Raw genomic sequence first — 21,445 nt, 5'->3', positions numbered from 1 at the left:
AAACCCAATTGTCATTCTGAGCAAAGTAGAAGGCTTTTGAAAATAAAAAAATACTTTCGCAAAGACGCTAAGAATCAATTTTTTGGAGCTATCCTATTCTAAAAATTAGCGCCATGTTTTCATTTACAGCCGTTTCGTACGCTTCTTTGATATTTTCAAAATATTTTAAAACAAAAGTTTTGTTTTGAGATTGTGTATGGGCAAAATTTTGTTGCTCACCAGTTTCCCAAAATTCAACAAATTTTTCGATTGTTATTTTGTCTAATATCGTTTCTTTATTTATTTTAACTTCTTCAGAACTTGAATAACCGATATAACCATCTTCCGGAGAAAATGAATTATCACCTTGAATTATCTTCCCCACTGTTTCGCTTCCAAGTCCTGAGAACTTATTTAATATTTCTAGTAAATCAATCGCGTAGTAGCTTAAATCTGCAGTTTCTTTTAAGGATTCTAATTCTGAAAATTTATTCTTTATTTGATTTTTTAATTCCTCGTTTGAAAGCTTGTATAGTGATCCTGTTAATGCCATAATTGTTTTCAGTTAATAGTTTTTGCTAAAGGTTAAAAATGTCTAAGAAGCAAATATAATATTTACCGTGGTGAGATTAACATTCTTAATTTCGAATTTACAAACTGATAGAAATTGCCAGCAAAGATACTTAAGGAAGGCGATATTATAAACGAATAACCTGCGTTCAGTCTTCATTTTAGTGATTACAATTAACTTTACTAATTCTTAGGAATGCAAATTTTAAATTTGCCTAAAAGAGCAGTTCTTCTTTAATTGGAGGGACTATCCTTTTTTTTTATACAGAAAATTAAAGTTTAATAATCATTTATGGCTTCACGTAATATTGAGTAAAGAATAATCTCTAATTTTAACTCCTAGTTAATCTCAAGAAAATAGTATTATAATGGAATTAAAATTTGTTTGGATACAGAAATATAAAAATATAAAAAATACAGGATTCAATTTTAACAATAGTGATGAAGAAGAATTTCAATTCATAAATAATGAATTAGTTATTTCAAAATCAATTAAACAATTGAACAATTTCTTTAAAGAAAATATTTCTGGAGTGACAGTTATAGTTGGCAAAAATGGTTCAGGCAAAACAAATTTAACTGAATTCATAAATTATAATTTAGCTCATGCAACAAATGGAAGTCTTGAAACACATATTAAAAGTGAAGGACTACTTATAATTGATCAATGCATATTTGTTCAAAATGAAATTGAAATTAAAAATGAGGAAACTATTATCGAGGCAGGATATAAAATACTCAGGTACGAATATGCTCCTTTAGATCAAGGGCAGTCGGGATTAAGATGGTATGAAATGGAAAGTAATAAATATATTTATTACAATCCAACTTTCGACCTTAGAGCTATTGCTGTACAAAATAACTTGGTAAACATCTCAACCACAATGCTTGTATATAACGATTTATACAATTCGAAATACATATACCCAATAAATAACATTTTAGATATTAACCAATTAGATGCGTTTCAAGATATGGAAGATTCACGAATTTGTGACTTTATTTTAAATTTTGATATGACAACAAAATACATCCAATTTTTACCAAAAAAGATAAAAATAAAGATCTTAAATAATGACTTTTTTAATAAACAAAATTTCTATGGTGAAGATTTAAATGATCCTAAAAAAAAATCACTAAATGAACTTCAACATCAATTAAATAATTTATTAAGAAACTTAATTATCTATGATTTTGAAGCTTACTTTACCACACAAAAAGAAAATTCATCCGTTAGATATTATAATCTTCCAATACAAGAACGAAAAGATTTTTTCTTTAGACTTTTCTTTATTAATGTATTCCAGTCTTTGCTTAATAAAGAAATTTTATTTCCTAAAAATTATTTTGCTGATATTTTATATGAAGAAGTACTAACAGATTCAATAGAAGATTTAGATATACACAAGAGTATTTTAACCTTAAGAAAAAATATATATGAAATAATAAATAATGCAAACTGGAATAATTTTGAACTCCCTTTACCAGATGAATATGATTCAAGGAGGATTAATATTTATGAATATTTAGGATCTATAGTTTTGTCAATAAAAGAAAATAACATTGTCTTGAATGAAACAATTCTTATCATGGATGAATTAATGGATAATAGAAGAATTTTCACCTACGAACCTTATGGTCAATTTAGTTCAGGAGAAAAGCATTTATTAACTCTGTATTCAAGATTTTTTTGGGCAAAAAAACAAATTAAAAATTCGGAAATAAGTGGAAATGGCATCACAGGAGAATCCGTAGTAATATTTATAGATGAAGGCGAAGTAGCTCTTCATCCAGAATGGCAGAGAGTTTTTTTTGATAAAATAATTGCTTACTTAAGTGAATTGTTTAATGATAAGAAAATTCAACTGATTTTAACAACTCATAGTCCATTTGTATTGTCCGATATTCCTCAAAAAAATGTTTTATTCTTAGATAAAGATGAAAACAACAATACTAAAATTTCAAATTTTGATAAAGAGGAAACATTTGGAGCTAATATTCATGAATTACTTGCTAACAGTTTTTTCTTAAATGAAGGATTTATGGGTGAGTTTGCAAAAAGTAAGATACTTGATTTAATAAATTATTTAACTTTTAACGATCAGATTGCTGAAAAGAAAAATAATATAAAACCAACAGAAAATTGGTCAGAAGAAAGTGCATTTGAAGTTATAAATATTATTGGCGAACAAGTTGTTAAAGATCGGATTTTAAACTTATTTGATAAAAAATTTAGACTCAAATCTAAAGCTTCAATACTAGCGAGAATGGATGAATTAAAAAAGGAACTTGAAAAATTTGACGAATGAGAAAAATTTTAATCGATAAGACACTAGAAAACAAGGCACAAGATTTTTGCAATAATCTATTTCTAAAAAGAAGTCCAAACTTCACTAAACCAAAAGATTCACTAAGAATTTTACATGATAAATTAGGCAAAATAAAACATAAGAAACATCGGGAATACATAACTAAAATAATTAACGAATACCCAGATATAATTACAGCAACTCCTACAAAAATTAAAACTCTAATAAAAGAATTTTATGCTATCGACAATGGAACTATACTTAGTCAATGTGTTCTAAACAAAAAAATAAAATTCTATGAAGAAATTATAAAAGCAATGAGATATGAAGATTTAAGAGAATCTGAATTTCATTCATATATTAAATCTTCAGGTATTAAAACATGTATATATTGTAATGCTCAATTAACAGTTGTTGTAAATTTTTCTTTTTATGATAAAAAGGAAAAAAAGAGAAAACCAAAAAACATGGCCAAGTTAGAATTGGATCATTTTTATTCAAAATCAAAATACCCTTTCTTAAGTACTTCTTTTTATAATCTGTACCCAGTTTGCGGAAATTGTAATCGCGCAAAACATGATAATGAAATAGATTTTGAATTATATACAGATGACATAAATGAGCTAGATAAGTTTAAATTTTGGATTGATGAAGAATCTATTTTATCTTATTGGCTATCTCTAAACAATGAGGATCTAAAAGTGCATTTTGACAGTATAGATGGTAATTTTGATTTTATTAATGAATATAATAAAATGTTCGGAATTCAAGGTATTTATGACACCCAAATAGATATAGCAGAAGAACTTGTGCACAAAGCTAAAGTTTATAATGATGTATATAAAAAAAGTCTTGTAGAAAGTTTTAAAATTTTATTTCCTGATAAATCAATATTAGACAGACTTATTGTTGGCAATTATGCTGATAACTCTGAAATACATAAAAGACCAATGGCAAAGTATTCACAAGATATAGCAAGACAATTAAAATTAATTTAGATATACATAAAAAAACCTCGATTTAAAAAAAAATCGAGGTTTTTTCATTTTAAAAATCTTACTCCTCACTAAAATAAGGATTCAAAATCTCCGCCAATTCATTGAGGAAATAATAATTCTCTTCAAAATTTGTTACTCCAATTTGGAGGGGTTCGTGTTTTCTCATTACGCCAAGAGCTAAAATGAAATTTACTTGTCTTAATATTTTAGCCATATCTTCTGGATCTATAATATTGTTGAAAAAATCATTCAGCCTTGTTTCTGCTTCTTGGGAAAGGGTGTTTGTTTTCATAAAGTGAAGAATTTAAGAAAAACCCTCATGCCTTAGTAGTCTTACGCTTCTTCACGGCGTCAAAGTCCTTTCGGAGCTTTACTACATAGCACGAGGGCAAATTTTATTTTGTCTTAATGTGAAGATTTAAGAACTTCAAATGTACGAAAACTTTTTAAAAAGAAAGATTTTTCTTTCATTTTATATATTCCTTTTATCAAATATAAGGAATCTATATTTCAGCAGGCATTTATCGCATTTTTGTCATTTCGAGGAACGAGAAATCTTTGCAAGAAACTCCACAATCTAAATCTCCAATCTTTGTCGAGCTTCTTGCGAAGATTTGCTTCGCCAGTTCGCTATCGCTCGGGTCTCCTTCCATCGAAATGACAAACAGAACGTAAAAAAACATCACAAAAAAAATGCAAGACCAAAATTGATCTTGCATTTTTTGTAACCTGATAAATCTAAATAAAAATATCTTCTTAAACTGTCTGACGCTCGTGTTTTCCTTCTTTAATCTCTTCCACCATTTTTTTATTAAAAGCGGGTAAATCATTCGGGTTTCGGCTGGTTACCAATCCGTTGTCTACGACTACTTCTGAGTCCTCCCATTGTGCTCCGGCATTTTTCAAATCGTTTTTAACCGAGAAGAACGAAGTTACTTTTCGACCTTGTAAAACATCGGCATCTACCAGAATTTGTGGACCATGACAAATAGCGGCTACTGGTTTTTTACTTTCAAAAAAGGAACGTACAAAATTTACTGCAGCTTCTTCTCTTCTCAATAAATCAGGATTTATAACTCCTCCCGGAAGAACCAAAGCATCATAATCTGCTTCATTTGCCTGATCCAAAACTACATCTACATTATATTCCTTACCCCAATTACCGTCTTTCCAAGATTTGATCGTTCCTGATTTTAAACTGACAATATCTGCATTCCAGCCTTGCTCTTCCAGATAGGCTTTAGGAGATGCTAATTCTGATTCTTCGAAACCGTTTGTTGCTAATATGGCTATATTCTTTTTCATAATTTTAATTTTTAAAACGTTATTAATTTTGATTTAGTTAAAATTAGTTATTTGAAACAGCCAGCGAAAACAGAGCGTGTTAAACCTTTCTTTAATAAAAGTTAATTAATTGAAAATCAAATTTTTATTAAAAAATAAACTGAAATTATATAAGATGCACGTCAATGCAGTTAACTATTTTATAGGATGAAAGCTAGGAAATAAGTGTATAAATTAGTGAGTACTAAATAAAAAGACATTTTAAAGGAGTAAAAAACCGTCGCGGTACAAAGTCTCATAATTTAGTACACTTACCTACGGCACATTCAAGCTTAAAATAACTTCGTAAATCATAAAAATATTTAATTATAAACTCAAAAAATGATTCTAAAATCCTATTTTTGAGAACAAACTTACAAGCAGATCCAAACTCTAAATCTTATTTTGCAAACGAATGAAAAAAACATTTTTTATAATTTTCTTTAGTCTTTGTCTGGCTGGATTTTCTCAGAAAAGCAAGAAGAAAGAAGATTTAATCGATATTCGAAAATCAAAATGTCTGGATAAAAATGATATTTCGACAGCTGAAATGTGCAATTGCGAAATAAAAGCTCGAGAAGATTGGGATAAACAATTAAACAGCAGCTACAATTTACTAAAAGCAAAACTTTCTAAAGATGCATTTGAAATTCTAAAGCAATCCCAAAAGCAATGGATCATTTATCGTGATAACGAATTTGAATTTATTTCTAAATATTATTACGAAGTAAAACAAGGAACCATGTGGTATCCTGTTGCAGAAGGTCGAAAAACTGAGATTGTAAAAGCCAGAACCATCGAATTAAAGAGATACTATGATAGTATTGAGTATTAATCATTTTAATATCATGATTAAAAAAATATTTTTGCTAAGCCTAATGATTCTTACACTTTCGTCATGCAAAAAAAGTGAATTTGAAAATTTACTCATAAATCCACATAAAAAATGGTCTTATATAAATAATAGTAAATATAATCGCAATTCCAGAGCCGTTTTTTATATGAAATTTTATGAAAATGGAGACTTTGAAAATCGGTACACCTCGAGTGATCGAAAACATATTTTACTTGATGGAGAACAAAGAGACTGCTATTGGAGCTTTTCAGAAAAAGACAGTATTCTAGAATTATGTGATTATACCTATAAAATTTTGGAATATCAAAAAGATACTATTCGATTAATAGAAGTAAAAAACAATTTTAAATGCTTGTTTGTCAATCATGCTTTAAAATAAAACAATGTACCAAGAGAAGATCTTTTGTATATCAAAATAAAATATTGTAAATCTACCATAACAATCAAAAAATGGAAGATGAAGGAAATAATATTATTGTAGTAGATTTTAATAAATTGAGCAAAAATTAAACTAAATTTCAATTATAATTTATGGCTGATCAGATTGATGACTGGGAAAAAAAGCAAAAAGATTATTTAGCTGCGGCTATAATTTGTTTTATTATTGGAACTTACTTCTTTATGAAAGTAATTAGTGGAAGTTACATCATAAAACCATCAGAGCTTCAAACTTATGAAAATCTAATAACAGAAAAAGCTCCCGAATTCAAAGAAACAAAAGGCAAAAACAGCAAAAGATGGATTGAATTTAAATGTGTAAATAACCAGAGTACATTTAAAATTGCAAGTTTTGATTATAGATGTGCTAATCGCAATGAAGTGCTAACTGAAATAAAAGTAGGAGATACGATTACAATTGCACTATTAAAAAGTGATATAGCAGATTTTGACAAGGAAACTTCTTGTGAAATTCATTCGCTTATAAAAAACAACAACGAATATCTAAATATTGCATGCAGAAATAGAGCGGATAATAAAGATGGAAAAAGGGGATTTATACTATTATTTGCAATCTCTATTATGACCGCAATATTATATTCTTTCTCCCAAAAGCCCAAATTTTTTGATCATGTTCATCAAGACTTCATAATGGTGATTATACTAATCATACTTTTCATTATCCTCTTGTAAGTTAGATATTTAAAAACCAATAAGATACCTCAATTTTATACCTATTGCAAATTGAATTTAAATTTATACGATGTGAGAAGCTCCTTATTATAAAATATATAAATCGGGAGACTTCACACAGCATAATCATCAAAGAAACTTATTTGGCCGGAGTTATAATAATATTTCGGTATTCTACAGGACCATGATCTCCCTGAATCAGCAAAGGTCCAGGCTCTCCTTCGTTGCTGTCGATTGCGCCGCCAGTAATTCCGGGAATATCCTGATTGCTGATTACCGTTTTACCATTTGCAACAATAGTTACCATTTTGCCAATCAGGGTAATATCAAACGTATTCCATTCACCAGCTTCTTTGGCGACCATTTCATTTGGAACCAAAAATCCATAAATCGCTCCCATTTGGTCCAAAGCCGGTTCCATACCTTTACTGTCCGTTACTTGTACTTCATAGCGCCCGCGCAGATAAATACCGCTATTACTGCCTTTTGGAATACGAAATTCTACATGGAGTTTAAAATCAGTAAATTTATTATTGGTCACCAGATTAACGCCAGATTTTGGACTGCGTAAAATGCCATTTTCTGAAATCCACTGATTATTGTTTCCTTCTGCATGCCAGCCATTCAGCGAATTGTTCTCTATAAGCCGAATAGATTTGCCCCAAACAGGTGGCGAAGTACGACGAAGTACAGGTGCGCGAACACCAGTCCAGCTTTGTTTTTTTTCGTCTACCGTTATTAGGGTTCCAAATATTTTTTCACCTTCAATTACGCCTTCTACTCGAAGATCGTTTGTTCCCTGTTCCCATTGGGCAGGTATTGCAAAACTAAATTTTCCGTCTTTAAAATGGATTTCAGACACCGGGCGACCACTGCCTACAACACAGACAAACTGGCCTACAAGTGTTTTATGACCCGAAAGTCTGACTTCTAGCCAGGCTGGAGCAGGTTTACCATCAATGTCAATCGTTATATCCCAGCGTCCTTCTAACGGAGAAGCGACGGCCATTCCGTACACGTTTATTTGACTCGTGAAAAATATTAATAACAGAAAACAGGAAGGTAAATGCTGCAATAATTTGGTTTTAAATTTATGGTTCATAAGGTTTTGGTAATTAAGTAAGTTAGTTTTTATGATAAAATTAATTATGTGTTTTAATCTTTGAAGAATTAGAACTGTAAAATAAGGAATTAATCACTTCAAATTCTAAAACTAAGGTTCCAAAAAATTGAATACCGACATAAATGACCTACCTTTATAAAAAACACATATGAACAAAGGCGGACCAATTATTATTATTGAAGACGATTTAGACGATCAGGATATTTTAACTGACGTATTCAAAGAACTTGATTATAAAAATAAAATCATCTTTTTTTCTGATGGCGAAAAAGCTTTAGAATACTTGACCTTTACAGATGTTGAGCCTTTTATTATTTTCTCCGATATCAACATGCCAAAACTCAGCGGTATTGATCTGCGGGCAAAAATTCATGAAAATGAAGATTTAAGACTTAAGTCAATTCCGTATTTGTTTTTTTCTACAAGTGCAGAGCAAAAACACGTTATAGACGCTTACTCAAAATCAATTCAGGGCTTTTTCGTGAAGCCTTCAGAATACGGCGAAATAAAAAGAATAATTAAAACGATTGTCAGTTATTGGGAAGCTTGCGTATCTCCAAATTATATAAGATAGAAATAGGCAATTATCTCAAATCTTTCTTCATTACCAAATATTTTAAATCTGTAGAGCCCACATTTTTAATTCCGTGTTCTGCATTTGGCGGACAATAGAAACTAGTATTTGGTCCGGCAGTCTTAGTTTTTCCGTCAAGATAGAATTCGGCAGTTCCTTCTAAGATATAAAAAAATTCTTCTTCGGGATGATGATGCGGCGCGTGAGTCGATTTTCCGGGTTCGACAATACTCATTTTCAGTGTATTTTCTTCAGTAAAATTTTTATCGGCAAACCAATATTGATAGCCTACTTTTGTTTTGGCTGCTTTGTCTATTTCAAAATGATTTACACAGTTTTCGATGGTGTATTTGTTTTCAGTTGAAATAGTTTCTTTTTTTACTTCCTGTGAAAAGGCGGTCTGCTGCAAAAATAAAACAGCAATTGTGGTTTTTAAGATGGTTAGCGCTTTCATTTTTTTATTGTAATGTTACGAAAAAATCGAATTAGTAGAATTGTGAATAGAAATAAATTAAGGAGATTAACCTGTAAATTATACTTTTGTCATAACTTTGGTAATAAACTTTAGTATATAAATATCATGCAAGCAATTAACATCACGGCATACACGGAAGATGCTTCTCAAATTGAAGCTGTAAAAGCTTTTATGAAAGCACTAAAGATCAAATTTGAAATATCAAATGTAAAACCTTACGAGTTATCTGAAGAACAGCAGCAAATATTAAATGATCAGGTTATTTCAGATAAAAACGTTTATACAGATGCTGCATCAGTTTATACTGACTTAAAAAAGAAGTATGAATTATAAGATTATCATTTCTCCTATTGCTTTAAAAAATATTGAGGACGCTGTTGAGTTTTATATTTTAAAAGTTAGTAAGAAAGTCGCCTTAGATTTTCTGAATGATTATCAAAAAGTTTACAAAGCTTTGCAAATAAATCCTTTTTACCAATTTCACGATAATAATTATCGCTGTCTTCCTTTTAAAAAATTTCCATTGCCGCATTTTTTATTATCGAAGAATTATCAAAAACGGTTTTTCTAAATGCTGTTTTTCATACTTCACAAAATCCAGAAAAATACCCCCTAAAATAAAGAGCCAAAGACTCGCCCAATATTGTAGAACCCTACCGAAACTTCGGAATCAATTAGGCTGAGTATGCAATTACACTATTTTATCCTATTTCTAAACTGGACTGAAGTCCAGCCCTACAATATGAATCATTCCTTCGGAATTTTTGTTTTCATTTATAAAAAATAAAAAAAAGAGCCAAAGGCTCTACCAATATTGCAGGATTGGATTTTAATCCGGTTGAGCTTGTAATACATTATTTATTTTTGATTAAATCGGTCATAAAAATCTAATGAAAATAAAAACTTCTCGGCCTAGCCCTGATCGAAACGGCATCCTTTTATGGCGGGTTTTGCCATAAAAGATATAGTGGAGAGCAGGACAAATGGTCTTAAAAACCAAAAATAACTGCTCCTTAAAAAAATTGCAGAATCAAAAAAATCAATAAAATAAAGCGTTTTCGGGCTTTTTTATATCCATCTATACAACGATAAGAAAATATTATGATTAAATTATTTCATAATCAGAAAAAGCGCCATACATTTGCCTAACGGTGTTAAACAATTTAATACTCAAATAAAATGGCTAGTAAAGATCGAATTTTAAGACAAAAAGAAGAGACAAGAAATAATATTCTTGGCGCTGCTTATGATATCGTGAAAGAAGAAGGCTGGAATGGTTTGAGTATGCGTAAAATTGCCGACAGAATCGAATATACTGCTCCTATTATTTATGAATATTTCTCAAATAAGGAAGCAATATTGGAGGAACTTACAGGTAAAGGTTTTATTAAGCTGACTAAGGAATTGCAAATTGCAATTGATAAGTTTGAAAAACCCGAAGACCAGTTAGAAGCCATGTGGATGACTTACTGGGATTTCGCTTTTACAAATACTGAAATGTATCAGTTAATGTTTGGTGTTCAAATGACCTGCTGTGCACAACGATGTTCGGCTCAAGAGGGACCTTACAAATTATTTACTCATGTAATTGCTGAAGTAATGAAAGACAGCAATCCGAGTCAAGATATCATCAAACAAAAATATTTTACTTTCTTTTCTGTTATTCATGGTTTAATCGCCATCAACATCATTAACAAAAGTGATATTTTAGAAACTATAAATGCTCAAATTTTGAAAGATGCCATTGGTGGTATCATCAAATCAATACAGTAGATTTTTTTTCAATTTTTACTTAACAGTGTAAAATAATTTAATCGGATAATATAAAATCCTTTTTTTTATAATCATTACTTAACACCGTTAGAAAATTTAATAAAGGTAATGTCGAGTTTTTTTACTCTTTTACTTAACACTGATAAATAATTTAATACCAATTTAAAATAGAATTGGAAAGGGTTAACTGTATAGAAATTTGCACGTTTTTACTTAACAATGTTAGATAATTTAATTCAATTAAATATGAATCCCGAGAATGCCAGAATAACACAAATTAAACGAGAAAATGTTCAACCAATTAAAACCAATAGTAAAATGAAAAATGTAATAATAACCAGTTTTATTCTGGCACTAGTATTTAGCAGCTGTGCCGATAAAAACCAGGCACCGGTTGCTCCTCCTCCACCGGTTCTTCCTGTTGCTTCAATTACAAGCGCCAATACTGTGACGGATGCTGAATATCCTGCTGCTTTGCAAGGAACTGTAGATGTTGAAATTCGCCCGCAAGTAAGCGGAAACCTTGACAGAATTTTTGTAGACGAAGGAGCTTACGTAAACAAAGGACAAACTTTATTCAAAATAAACGAACGTCCGTATCGTGAGCAGCTGAATAATGCTTTGGCAAGTCTTCACGCTGCAGAAGCGGCTTTGATTAATGCACAATTAGAAGTTGATAAATTAACACCGTTAGTACAAAACAAAGTAGTTTCTGATTATCAATTGAAAACGGCTAAAGCTTCTCAAAAAATTGCTGCTGCAAATATCGAACAAGCAAAAGCAATGGTGGGTTCTGCTAAAATTAATCTAGGATATACTAATGTGACAGCTCCAGTAAGTGGTTACATTGGAAGACTGCCAAAAAAACAAGGAAGTTTAGTTTCTGCCTCTGACGTAGAACCATTAACAACTTTGTCAGACGTTCATGAAATTTTTGCTTATTTCTCTTTGGGTGAAACTGATTTCATCAACTTTAAAGCACAATACGCCGGAAGTTCTCTTGGAGACAAAATCAAAAAATTACCTCCAGTTACTTTGATTTTGGCAGACAATAATGCGTATCCTCAAACCGGAAAGATTGATATGGTCGACGGTCAGTTTGATAAAACTACGGGAGCCATTACCATTAGAGCTACTTTCCCAAATGCAAACGGAACTTTACGTTCTGGAAATACAGGTAGAATTCGTTTAGGTTTAAAGCATGACGATGCGATTTTGGTTCCACAATCTGCTACTATAGAAATGCAAGACAAAGTATTTGTTTTCACTGTAGGTAAAGACAATAAAGTAACCAAAATGCCTATTACAGTTGAAGGTAAAAGCGGTACTAATTATTTAATTAAAGATGGTGTACAATCTGGTGACCAAATCGTATTAAGCGGTGTGGACAAACTTCAGGACGGACAGGCGATTCAGCCAGAGAAAGCCGCTAAAGTTGCCGAAATAACTAATAAAAAATAATTCCAAAAGAAATGTTCAAAATATTTATACAAAGACCTGTACTGGCAACCGTAATCTCCATTTTATTGGTGATTCTGGGTGTACTTGGCCTAACTAAACTGCCTTTACAACAGTTTCCTGATATTGCGCCTCCATCGGTTTTGGTTACAGCGGTTTATCCGGGAGCAAACGCAGAAACGGTTTTACGTTCTGTGGCACCTTCTATCGAAGAATCAATAAATGGTGTAGAAAACATGACATACATGAGTTCTACAGCCAGTAATGACGGTACTTTGGCAATTACAGTTTTCTTTAAACTGGGTACAGATGCAGATCAGGCTGCAGTAAACGTACAAAACAGGGTTGCTCAGGCAACCAGCCAGCTTCCTGCCGAAGTAGTACAGCAAGGTATTGTTACAGCAAAACAACAAAACAGTTTCATCATGGCCATTGGTATGTACACTGATGATGAAGCAAAATACGATCAGACTTTTGTTGCCAATTACGCACAGATTAATATTATTCCGGAACTAAAACGTATACCAGGTGTAGGTTCTGCAAGTATTTTTGGCGGAGTAAAAGATTACTCAATGCGTGTTTGGTTAAATCCGACACAAATGTCAACTTACAAAGTGACTCCAAATGAAGTTATGGCAGCCATTCAGGACAAAAGTTTGGAAGCTGCTCCGGGGAAATTTGGTGAAAGAAGTAAAGAAGTTTTTGAATACGTTATTAAATACAAAGGTAAACTTACTAAACCTGAGGATTATCAAAATATTGCGATTCGTTCTAATCCAGATGGTTCTGTTCTTCATCTAAAAGATGTGGCACGAGTTGAACTGGGTGCTTATTCTTATAACAGTTTAACACGTTTAAATGGTAAAAAGGGAATTGTAATTGGGGTGATTCAGTTAGCGGGATCAAACTCTAATGATATTCAGATTGCTATTAATAAAATGATGGAAAAGGCTTCTAAAGACTTTCCAAAAGGCATAAAACACAATATTTTCTATAGTACAAAAGTTTCTCTGGATCAATCTATTGAGCAGGTAGAACATACTTTACTTGAGGCTTTTATACTTGTATTTATTGTGGTATTTATCTTCTTGCAAGATTTTAGATCAACATTAATTCCGGCTATTGCTGTACCTGTAGCAATTTTAGGAACGTTCTTCTTCATGCAGTTATTCGGATTCTCGATTAACCTTTTAACACTTTTCGCATTAATTCTGGCGATTGGTATTGTGGTCGATGATGCCATTGTGGTGGTCGAAGCCGTGCATGCGAAAATGGAGCACAAACGTTTGTCTCCAAAGGTCGCAACTCATGAAGCAATGCACGAAATAACGGGTGCTATTATCTCGATTACGCTGGTAATGGCTGCTGTATTCCTGCCGGTTGGTTTTATGGAAGGCTCTACGGGAGTTTTCTATCGTCAGTTTGCCTTTACGATGGCGATTGCAATTGTAATTTCTGCCGTAAATGCCTTAACATTAAGTCCAGCACTTGCAGCATTATTTTTGAAAGATAATCATGCAGCTCACGATCATGATGCTAATACGCCTTATGAGAAAAAAGGATTTAAAGAAAAATTCTTTACCGCTTTTAACCGTAGTTTTGACTCTTTGACAAATCGTTATGTGGGCGGACTTAAATTCTTAATCAGAAAAAAATGGTTGAGTTTAGGAGGATTAGCTTTAATTACATTGGCAACTGTTTTATTAGTAAAAACTACTCCTGCAGGATTTATTCCGACAGAAGATCAAGGTTTTATTGCGATTGCAGTTAACACGCCATCTGGAACATCTTTAGACGGAACTCAAAAAGTAATGACTGATGCCGAAAATACCTTAAGAGGTTTAGACGCTTCAAGATTTGTGACCGCAATTTCTGGTTTCAACTTATTGACAAACTCTACAAGTCCATCTTCTGCAGTAGTTTTTGTATTGCTTAAACCAAATGAAGAACGCGGTGATGTAAAAAATATTGACGAAATCATGAATCAGGTTCGTGGTAAACTTGGAGCAATTTCCGGCGGAAGTTTCTTCGTATTCAGTTTCCCAACTGTTCCCGGATTTAGTAACGTTGAGGCATTAGACTTAGTATTGCAGGATAAAACAGGAGGAAAACTGGATAAATTCAGTGGAATTTCTCAAAACTTTATCGGCGAATTAATGAAACGTCCTGAGATTGCAGTTGCATTTACCAGTTTCAAAGCAGATTATCCTCAATTACAATTGGATATCAACGACGAAAAAGCAAATCAATTGGGTGTAAATGTTAAAGACATTTTACAAACCATGCAGGCTTATTTTGGTAGTGCGCAAGCATCAGATTTCAACAGATTTGGTAAATATTACCGTGTTGTTGTTCAGGCTGATATTGCAGACCGAGCAGATCCAACGGCAATTGACAGAGTTTTTGTAAAAAACAAAACTGGCGAAATGGTTCCGATAAATACTTTAGTAAAACTAACTCGTATTTACGGTTCAGAAACCGCTTCACGATACAATTTATTTAATTCAATTTCGATTAATGCGATTCCGAAACCTGGATTTAGTTCCGGAGATGCGATTAAAGCAATTGAAGAAGTTGCAGCACAACAATTACCTGCAGGTTACGGGTTCGAATTCTCGGGTCAGACTCGTGAGGAGATCTCTTCTGGAGGGCAGTCGGCTACTATTTTCTTACTGTGTTTGATATTCATCTATTTCTTACTTGCTGCACAGTATGAGAGTTACATTCTGCCTTTAGCAGTAATCTTCTCTATTCCTGCAGGTATTTTTGGAGTATTTATAGCAATTGGTTTGGCTGGAATAGAAAACAATATTTATGTACAGGTTGCGCTTGTCATGCTGATCGGACTTCTTGCCAAAAATGCCATTTTGATTGTGGAATTTGCGGTCCAAAAAAGAAAATCCGGAATGGCACTGGTAAGAGCTTCCATTGATGCAGCAAAATTACGTCTGCGACCAATTATCATGACCTCACTTGCTTTTATTGTTGGTTTAGTACCAATGATGAGTGCAAAAGGACCATCAGCTCAAGGAAATCATTCCATTAGTATTGGTGCTGCCGGAGGTATGATTTCTGGAGTAATTCTAGGTTTGTTTATCATTCCGGTTTTATTCATCGTATTCCAATATTTACAAGAAAAATTCAGCGGTAAACCAATCGCTGTTATTCATAACGAAGAAAAATAAAAAATGGAAAACTATATAACGACAGTTCTCGTAGCCATAATATTTGGTTTAGGCTACATATCGTACAGAATCTCAAAAGATCTTGAAACAAGAAAAGATACTTGTACAGAAATTTAACTCTTTGGGATGAAAAATTATTTTAACACATAGAGACATAGTTTTTTGTCTATTTCTAACTAAAAGTGAGTAAAAGAAACAAGTTTCCACACATATAAATCTATGTGCATTTAAACTAGTGAAACGCCTTTTTTTAATCCTCAGCAAACTATGTTTCTATGTGTTTAATAAACTAAACCCAACGGATAAAAAAATTTAATAAAAACACTAATGAAAAATCATATAACCAAAATCGTGACCTTCGCCATTCTGATCACGATCTTAATATCCTGTAAAGTCTCGAAGGATATTGAAACTCCAAAAGATGCATTTCCTGAGAATTTCAGGAATGCATCGGTTTCGAGTGACACAACAAGCATTGCAGATCTGGAGTGGAGAAATTTTTACACAGAAAAAGATATTATTCAGCTAATTGACAGTGCTGTTGCCAGAAACAATGATCTGCTTATTGCAGAGAAAAACATCGAAATTGCGCAATACAGATTTACGCAGTCTAAATGGGGAAATGTGCCGCAGGTTAATTTATTTGTAAATGCCAGCACCAGCAATCCTTCTGATAATAGTTTTACCGGAATGAACTTAAGCCAGGCTTTAGGTCAAAAACACATTGATGATTATTCTGCCGGAGCTTCTCTATCTTGGGAAGCAGATATCTGGGGAAAAATCAGAAATCAGAAAAAAGGGGCGTATGCAGGATATTTACAATCTGAAGAGGTAAAAAAAGCCTTGCAGACTACTATTGTAGCCAATGTTTCTAAAGGATATTACAATCTGTTGATGCTGGATGCACAATTGGAAATTGCCAGACAAAATCTAAAATTAAACGATAGTACAACCAACATTATCAAATTAAAATACGATGCAGGTCAGGTTACTACATTGGCGATTCAACAATCTGAGGCACAGAAATTAAACTCAGCACAATTGATTCCGTTATTAGAACAAAACATTGCAATTCAGGAAAATGCATTAAGTGTTTTAACAGGTTCTTTTCCGAATTCAAAAGAAAGATCAATCCGTTTAAATACGATTGAAGTAAAAAACAATACCTCAATCGGAATTCCTGCCTCTTTAGTAAGCAGAAGACCGGATGTAAAAAGTGCCGAACTGGCTCTTAAAGCCGCAAACGCAAACGTAGGAATTACAAAAGCAGATTTGTATCCCGCTTTAAGAATTACAGCACAAGGCGGTGTAAATTCTTTTGAAACAAGCAGCTGGTTTAATATTCCGGCTTCTTTATTCGGAACTGTGGCTGGAGGTTTAACACAGCCTTTATTAAATAATAAAAAAGTTAGAACGCAATATAATATCGCTGTCGCGGAAAGAGAAAAAGCAGTTTTGAGTTTTAGACAATCTGTTTTGGTTGCTGTAAGCGAAGTTTCTGATGCTTTGGTAAAAGTGGAGAAATTACAGCAGCAGGAAACTTTCTTAAAAGAAAAAGTAAAAACACTGCAGCTGGCAATTAAAAATGCCAATCTATTATTTAAAAATGGAATGGCAGAATATCTTGAAGTTTTGACTGCGCAGGCAAATCTGCTGCAAAGCGAACTTGAACTTGCTGATATAAAAAGACAACAACTCGCTGCCAATACCGATTTGTATCGTGCACTTGGCGGAGGATGGAAATAATACCTGTTACCCGTTAATTATTTATTTTTTGAGATGACGCTGTAAAACCGAAGTTTTACAGCGTTTTTTTTAAGGAACATTTTTCTAATTTGACCTCTGTTTTTTTGATGTTGAGACACTCTGCATCAACCGCAAAACGGTGCTTTTTTAATCGATTTTAGGGATAAAATTTAATAAGAAATTTATTTTCAATAATAGCTTCCCGACAAAATTTAATAATTATATTCGCTTCCGATTTGCTGACCTAATAATCATCTCAAAATATTATCCTGTCAATTTAATAAAAATGAAAAAAACTATAATAACAGCGCTTGTATTATTCTCTTTCCTAACAGGTTGTAAAAAAAATGAAACCAACAATGATGATGCTATTGATCATAAAGCAGAATTAAAAACGGAGGAAACAAAAACACCTGAAGCATTTGCTTCACTAAAGGGAGAATGGCAGTACGAATATAGTACAAACGATGACGAGCTTCCGGAAATGTTATTTACACTATCAATTTTAAATACAGAAAATGGTCAATTTGAAGCTCAATATTGTGCCGTTGCTCAAAAAGGCAAAAAAATTGACTGCTCCAGCAATAAAGAGATAAATGTACAAGGTGGTTATAAAGCAGATAAAGTTCTCGCTTCTTTCTACAGTTTTTCTGATTCTAAGAAGACAAAAGGAGAAGTAGAATTGGAAGTAATAAACAAAGACAGCATAAGATGGACCATAAAAAAGGGGGCTTCTTTTGAGTTTTATGCTCCCACTTCATGCATCTTGACAAGAGTAACAAAAACAGAAAGTGAAGATTGTAAAGATATCGAAGTAGAAATGGGATCTGGTAGAGAATGTATATTAAAAAACACAGATCTAGCAAAAGCTTACAGCGATATTATCAAAAACAAAGAAGTTGAAGAGTCTAATTATTTTTTAAGCGCCATTCCAAAGGAAAACAAATCGGTTTCTGTAAATAAAAATGGTTTAATTTCTATTGATTATACAATCACCAAAAACAAAGTAGCAATCAGCATGAATTACGAAGGCGGTGTTACTGAAGTTACTTTACAGAAAATAGATACTACTATTAAGAAAAGTATTTATCATTACGCTGACTAATTAATAAAGCAAAAATTAAAAAAATAATATTAACCGCATTAAGTTCTCTTGACTTAATGCGGTTTTTATGTTTTTAGTCATTAGAAATAAATACTTTTGACATACAAAATCATTACTAAAATGTCAGTAGATCAGGATAGATTTCTTCAGGATTTAAAATCAAAATTTAACAGCTACGCTCCTATTACCGAAAAATCCTGGAAACAGATCGAAAGCATTATTGAATTTCAGCTTTTAAAAAAGGGAGAAACTCTACTTCAAAATGGAGAAATAGCCAAATCTCTGCATTTTATTGCAGAGGGCATTTTGAGAACTTTTATCGCAGACGATTACGGTAATTTTTACAATAAAAACCTCTTCTTCGAGGGTTCTTTTGCAGGTTCAAAAATTTCATTATTACAGCAGTCACCTTCTAACTTTTCTATTGAAGCTCTGGAAGATTGTACTTTAATCAATATCAATTATAAAAAATATACCGTGTTGATTAGTGAAAATAATGATCTTAAAAACTTTTACATTTCTTATTTAGAAAAAAACTGGATCATCGAAAAAGAGCAAAGAGAAATTTCTCTGGTTATGGAAAACGCGGATCAAAGATATTTGAATTTACTGGCAAAACAGCCTGACATTTTAAACAGGATTCCGCTTGTTCATATCGCAGCTCATTTGGGAATTACGCCAACACAATTGAGTCGCATAAGAAAAAATTTAGCTCAAAAAAAGTAAATCAACATATGTAAAGGTTTTTGAAAAAATGTAAACTTACTTTTGATTCCTATTTATTAAAGACAGCTAAATAATGAAAACCGATATAAATCTAGTCAAAGAAAACATCTATAATCTTACCTCTTTATGGGAAACTGCAGGCGCGCCTTTTCTCTGCAATCATAAAACTGAATGGTTTCAATATTGTAATATCGAAAATTCTGACTGGCCAAATAAGCTTTGGTTTAGCGAAGATATCACAGAAAACAGCGTTGTAAAAGCTCTGGAAGTTTTTAAAACCAAAAAGAATCTTGTGATTCCTTATTGGGACATTTATCAAAATAATTCTTCTGAAATTCTCGAAAAACACAATTTTAAAATAAAAAGCGAGCAGACGGCGATGTTTTTAAAATTAGAAAAAACTTTTGATGAACTTTATAAATTAAACTACAAGCGCGTTCTAAATGAAAAAGATGCCGAAATCTGGACCAGCATTTACCCAACTGCTTTTCGCTATAGAATTGGCAAAGAAATTCTGCTGCAGCAATTTAGTAATTTACAGTTCCATTTAGTTTATTTAGAAGAAAAACCAATCGGGACTTTTATGCTTTTTCAAACTCAAAATAATATCGGAATTCACGGTTTAGGCATAATTCCAGAAATGAGAAAGAGAGGTTATGCCGAAGAAATCATGAAATTTATTCTTAATTATGCAATCGATTCAAAAATAGATTATGCGTTGCTGCAAGCGTCTGCAATGGGAAAAGACATTTATACAAGGTTAGGTTTTGAAGATTTGTTTGTGATAAAAAATTATACATTATCAGATTCTTAAATTTAAAAATGTCTCAAATGACCCTAAAATAGTCGCAAACATGTATTCTATAAAAGATTAACATTTGTAAGTTTGTATTTCATTAATTAACAACATTTTAAACAAACCAAATGAAAACAACCAAAATGATATTCTGGATCACTACTATTCTTATTTTTCTATTCGAAGGCGTTATGCCGGCACTAACTTCACAAAGCGAGCTTGCAAAAGAGGGCATTAAACATTTGGGATATCCTGAATATTTCGGAAATGCATTGGTGGTTTTCAAAATATTGGGAGTTCTGGCTTTAATCATTCCGCAAGTTCCCGGTCGTATAAAAGAATGGGCGTACGCAGGATTTGCATTCGATTTTATTTTTGCTTCAATAAGTCATTTTGCAGTAGACGGAATCGGTTTCCAAAGCTTTTTTCCTCTTATCGTCTTTGCCGTTTTAATTGCTTCTTATGTGTCGTATCATAAATTGGAAGGATTAAAAAAAACAGCACTGTAAATCATATGTTATGATTGAAGTTTTTAAAACAAATGTTCAGGAAGAAAGCCAGTCACAACAGATGATTATAAAACTTCTTGAACATTTTCCAGACAGCCATATTAACTTCGATCTGGAAGATTGTGATAAAATCCTGAGAATTCATTCTTCCTCCATTTCAATCAAAAGTGTTATTGAGATCTTAAAAATAAATGGATATTTGTGCGAAGTTCTCTTATAGACAAAAAAAACACAACCAATTGATTTATAAAGTTTTAATTTAAAATTGTAAATTTGTAACAACGTTTAATTATAAAACTTTATCATGAAATCTAAAGCCAAAACCATAATATCTGCAGGATTTACGGCAGGTGTGTTAGATCTTACTGCTGCAATTTTAGTTTATGCTGTATTTCTACAAAAGACAACGGCGATTAAAATTTTACAGTCTATTGCAAGCGGAATTTTAAAAAAAGATGCCTATTCAGGCGGAGCAGAAATGGCTCTTTATGGTGTACTGCTTCACTTTTTAATTGCGTTTATTTTTGCTTGGTTTTATTTTAAAATTTACTCTTACATTCCATTTTTTCATATCAGCGCTTTATTATCAGGGCTCACCTACGGCTTTTTTGTCTGGGCGGTTATGAATTTGATTGTACTGCCAATTGTATTTCCTGTTCTGCCAGAAAAGCATTTCGATTTTCCTTTACTGCTTTCCATCATAATTATTATCTGCTGTATCGGCTTACCAATAGCGTTTATTACCAGAAAATATTATACCACACATTATTATTCTTCGTAGCTGATTTATATAAAACAAAAAGCGCCGC

The 21,445-nt window shown here is 32.2% G+C and carries 23 protein-coding genes; 18 read left to right on the top strand and 5 right to left on the bottom strand.

The annotated features are described in order from the left end of the window. Positions 1 to 88: 88 nt before the first annotated feature. Positions 89 to 532: a hypothetical protein gene (locus B0A68_RS06240; protein WP_035688857.1), complete on the bottom strand. Its 444-nt coding sequence runs from the start codon at positions 530 to 532 to the stop codon at positions 89 to 91. A 385-nt stretch (positions 533 to 917) separates the two neighbouring features. Between B0A68_RS06240 and B0A68_RS06235 the strand changes: the two genes are divergently transcribed. Both B0A68_RS06235 and B0A68_RS06230 read left to right on the top strand, forming a co-directional pair. Further along, on the top strand, positions 918 to 2,858 hold the full coding sequence (locus B0A68_RS06235; protein ID WP_035688854.1) for an AAA family ATPase: 1,941 nt from the start codon (positions 918 to 920) through the stop codon (positions 2,856 to 2,858). After that, positions 2,855 to 3,856: a hypothetical protein gene (locus tag B0A68_RS06230; protein ID WP_035688852.1), complete on the top strand. Its 1,002-nt coding sequence runs from the start codon at positions 2,855 to 2,857 to the stop codon at positions 3,854 to 3,856. The genes B0A68_RS06235 and B0A68_RS06230 overlap by 4 nt, the downstream gene beginning before the upstream one ends. A gap of 58 nt (positions 3,857 to 3,914) precedes the next feature. Here B0A68_RS06230 and B0A68_RS06225 read toward each other — a convergent pair whose 3' ends face one another. Both B0A68_RS06225 and B0A68_RS06215 read right to left on the bottom strand, forming a co-directional pair. After that, positions 3,915 to 4,148: a hypothetical protein gene (locus B0A68_RS06225; RefSeq protein WP_035688849.1), complete on the bottom strand. Its 234-nt coding sequence runs from the start codon at positions 4,146 to 4,148 to the stop codon at positions 3,915 to 3,917. A 464-nt stretch (positions 4,149 to 4,612) separates the two neighbouring features. Further along, positions 4,613 to 5,161: a type 1 glutamine amidotransferase domain-containing protein gene (locus B0A68_RS06215; protein WP_035688842.1), complete on the bottom strand. Its 549-nt coding sequence runs from the start codon at positions 5,159 to 5,161 to the stop codon at positions 4,613 to 4,615. Between the two features lie 433 nt (positions 5,162 to 5,594). Here B0A68_RS06215 and B0A68_RS06210 point away from each other — a divergent pair, with 433 nt between their 5' ends. The 3 genes from B0A68_RS06210 to B0A68_RS06200 all read left to right on the top strand — a co-directional run bounded on the left by B0A68_RS06210 (position 5,595) and on the right by B0A68_RS06200 (position 7,166). Then, positions 5,595 to 6,014 (top strand): lysozyme inhibitor LprI family protein, encoded by a 420-nt coding sequence (locus tag B0A68_RS06210; RefSeq protein ID WP_051892847.1) that lies wholly within the window; start codon positions 5,595 to 5,597, stop codon positions 6,012 to 6,014. 166 nt (positions 6,015 to 6,180) lie between these two features. Further along, complete coding sequence (locus B0A68_RS06205) at positions 6,181 to 6,414, top strand: hypothetical protein (RefSeq protein WP_123947483.1); 234 nt, start codon at positions 6,181 to 6,183, stop codon at positions 6,412 to 6,414. Positions 6,415 to 6,566: 152 nt separating this feature from the next. Beyond that, a complete protein-coding gene (locus tag B0A68_RS06200) occupies positions 6,567 to 7,166 on the top strand; it encodes a hypothetical protein (protein ID WP_035688837.1) in 600 nt (199 codons plus the stop codon). A 139-nt stretch (positions 7,167 to 7,305) separates the two neighbouring features. Here B0A68_RS06200 and B0A68_RS06195 read toward each other — a convergent pair whose 3' ends face one another. After that, the gene (locus B0A68_RS06195; protein ID WP_035688834.1) at positions 7,306 to 8,268 is read right to left on the bottom strand and encodes a 3-keto-disaccharide hydrolase; all 963 of its coding nucleotides are present in this window, start codon (positions 8,266 to 8,268) and stop codon (positions 7,306 to 7,308) included. Positions 8,269 to 8,437: 169 nt separating this feature from the next. On the opposite strand from B0A68_RS06195, the gene B0A68_RS06190 reads away from it, so the two are divergent. Next, complete coding sequence (locus B0A68_RS06190; protein ID WP_035688831.1) at positions 8,438 to 8,863, top strand: response regulator; 426 nt, start codon at positions 8,438 to 8,440, stop codon at positions 8,861 to 8,863. A gap of 10 nt (positions 8,864 to 8,873) precedes the next feature. Here B0A68_RS06190 and B0A68_RS06185 read toward each other — a convergent pair whose 3' ends face one another. Next, entirely contained in the window at positions 8,874 to 9,317 is a 444-nt protein-coding gene (locus B0A68_RS06185) for a cupin domain-containing protein (RefSeq protein WP_035688828.1), read from the bottom strand. A 126-nt stretch (positions 9,318 to 9,443) separates the two neighbouring features. Here B0A68_RS06185 and B0A68_RS06180 point away from each other — a divergent pair, with 126 nt between their 5' ends. The 12 genes from B0A68_RS06180 (at position 9,444) to B0A68_RS06125 (ending at position 21,417) form a co-directional block, all read left to right on the top strand. Continuing rightward, on the top strand, positions 9,444 to 9,671 hold the full coding sequence (locus B0A68_RS06180; RefSeq protein WP_035688825.1) for a DUF2683 family protein: 228 nt from the start codon (positions 9,444 to 9,446) through the stop codon (positions 9,669 to 9,671). Next, a complete protein-coding gene (locus tag B0A68_RS06175; protein WP_035688822.1) occupies positions 9,661 to 9,909 on the top strand; it encodes a plasmid stabilization protein in 249 nt (82 codons plus the stop codon). The genes B0A68_RS06180 and B0A68_RS06175 overlap by 11 nt, the downstream gene beginning before the upstream one ends. 608 nt (positions 9,910 to 10,517) lie before the next feature. After that, positions 10,518 to 11,111 carry a TetR/AcrR family transcriptional regulator gene (locus B0A68_RS06170; protein WP_035688819.1) on the top strand — a complete coding sequence of 198 codons (594 nt, stop codon included), beginning with the start codon at positions 10,518 to 10,520 and terminating at the stop codon, positions 11,109 to 11,111. Between the two features lie 246 nt (positions 11,112 to 11,357). Continuing rightward, complete coding sequence (locus B0A68_RS06165) at positions 11,358 to 12,572, top strand: efflux RND transporter periplasmic adaptor subunit (protein ID WP_035689462.1); 1,215 nt, start codon at positions 11,358 to 11,360, stop codon at positions 12,570 to 12,572. Positions 12,573 to 12,583: 11 nt separating this feature from the next. Continuing rightward, positions 12,584 to 15,754: an efflux RND transporter permease subunit gene (locus tag B0A68_RS06160; protein WP_035688816.1), complete on the top strand. Its 3,171-nt coding sequence runs from the start codon at positions 12,584 to 12,586 to the stop codon at positions 15,752 to 15,754. A 327-nt stretch (positions 15,755 to 16,081) separates the two neighbouring features. Then, complete coding sequence (locus B0A68_RS06155) at positions 16,082 to 17,500, top strand: TolC family protein (RefSeq protein WP_035688814.1); 1,419 nt, start codon at positions 16,082 to 16,084, stop codon at positions 17,498 to 17,500. Between the two features lie 286 nt (positions 17,501 to 17,786). Continuing rightward, entirely contained in the window at positions 17,787 to 18,605 is an 819-nt protein-coding gene (locus tag B0A68_RS24660) for a hypothetical protein (RefSeq protein ID WP_240475313.1), read from the top strand. A 120-nt stretch (positions 18,606 to 18,725) separates the two neighbouring features. Continuing rightward, a complete protein-coding gene (locus tag B0A68_RS06145; RefSeq protein WP_035688812.1) occupies positions 18,726 to 19,331 on the top strand; it encodes a Crp/Fnr family transcriptional regulator in 606 nt (201 codons plus the stop codon). A gap of 73 nt (positions 19,332 to 19,404) precedes the next feature. After that, positions 19,405 to 20,145 (top strand): GNAT family N-acetyltransferase, encoded by a 741-nt coding sequence (locus tag B0A68_RS06140; protein ID WP_035688810.1) that lies wholly within the window; start codon positions 19,405 to 19,407, stop codon positions 20,143 to 20,145. A 110-nt stretch (positions 20,146 to 20,255) separates the two neighbouring features. Then, a complete protein-coding gene (locus B0A68_RS06135) occupies positions 20,256 to 20,636 on the top strand; it encodes a DoxX family protein (protein WP_035688808.1) in 381 nt (126 codons plus the stop codon). 10 nt (positions 20,637 to 20,646) lie between these two features. Continuing rightward, positions 20,647 to 20,856 (top strand): hypothetical protein, encoded by a 210-nt coding sequence (locus B0A68_RS06130; protein ID WP_035688805.1) that lies wholly within the window; start codon positions 20,647 to 20,649, stop codon positions 20,854 to 20,856. 84 nt (positions 20,857 to 20,940) lie between these two features. Further along, entirely contained in the window at positions 20,941 to 21,417 is a 477-nt protein-coding gene (locus B0A68_RS06125) for a hypothetical protein (protein WP_035688802.1), read from the top strand. Positions 21,418 to 21,445: the final 28 nt, after the last annotated feature.

This window comes from Flavobacterium reichenbachii, from assembly GCF_002217435.1.
Taxonomy (GTDB): Bacteria; Bacteroidota; Bacteroidia; order Flavobacteriales; family Flavobacteriaceae; genus Flavobacterium; species Flavobacterium reichenbachii.
This window is presented reverse-complemented; position numbering and strand designations above follow the sequence as displayed.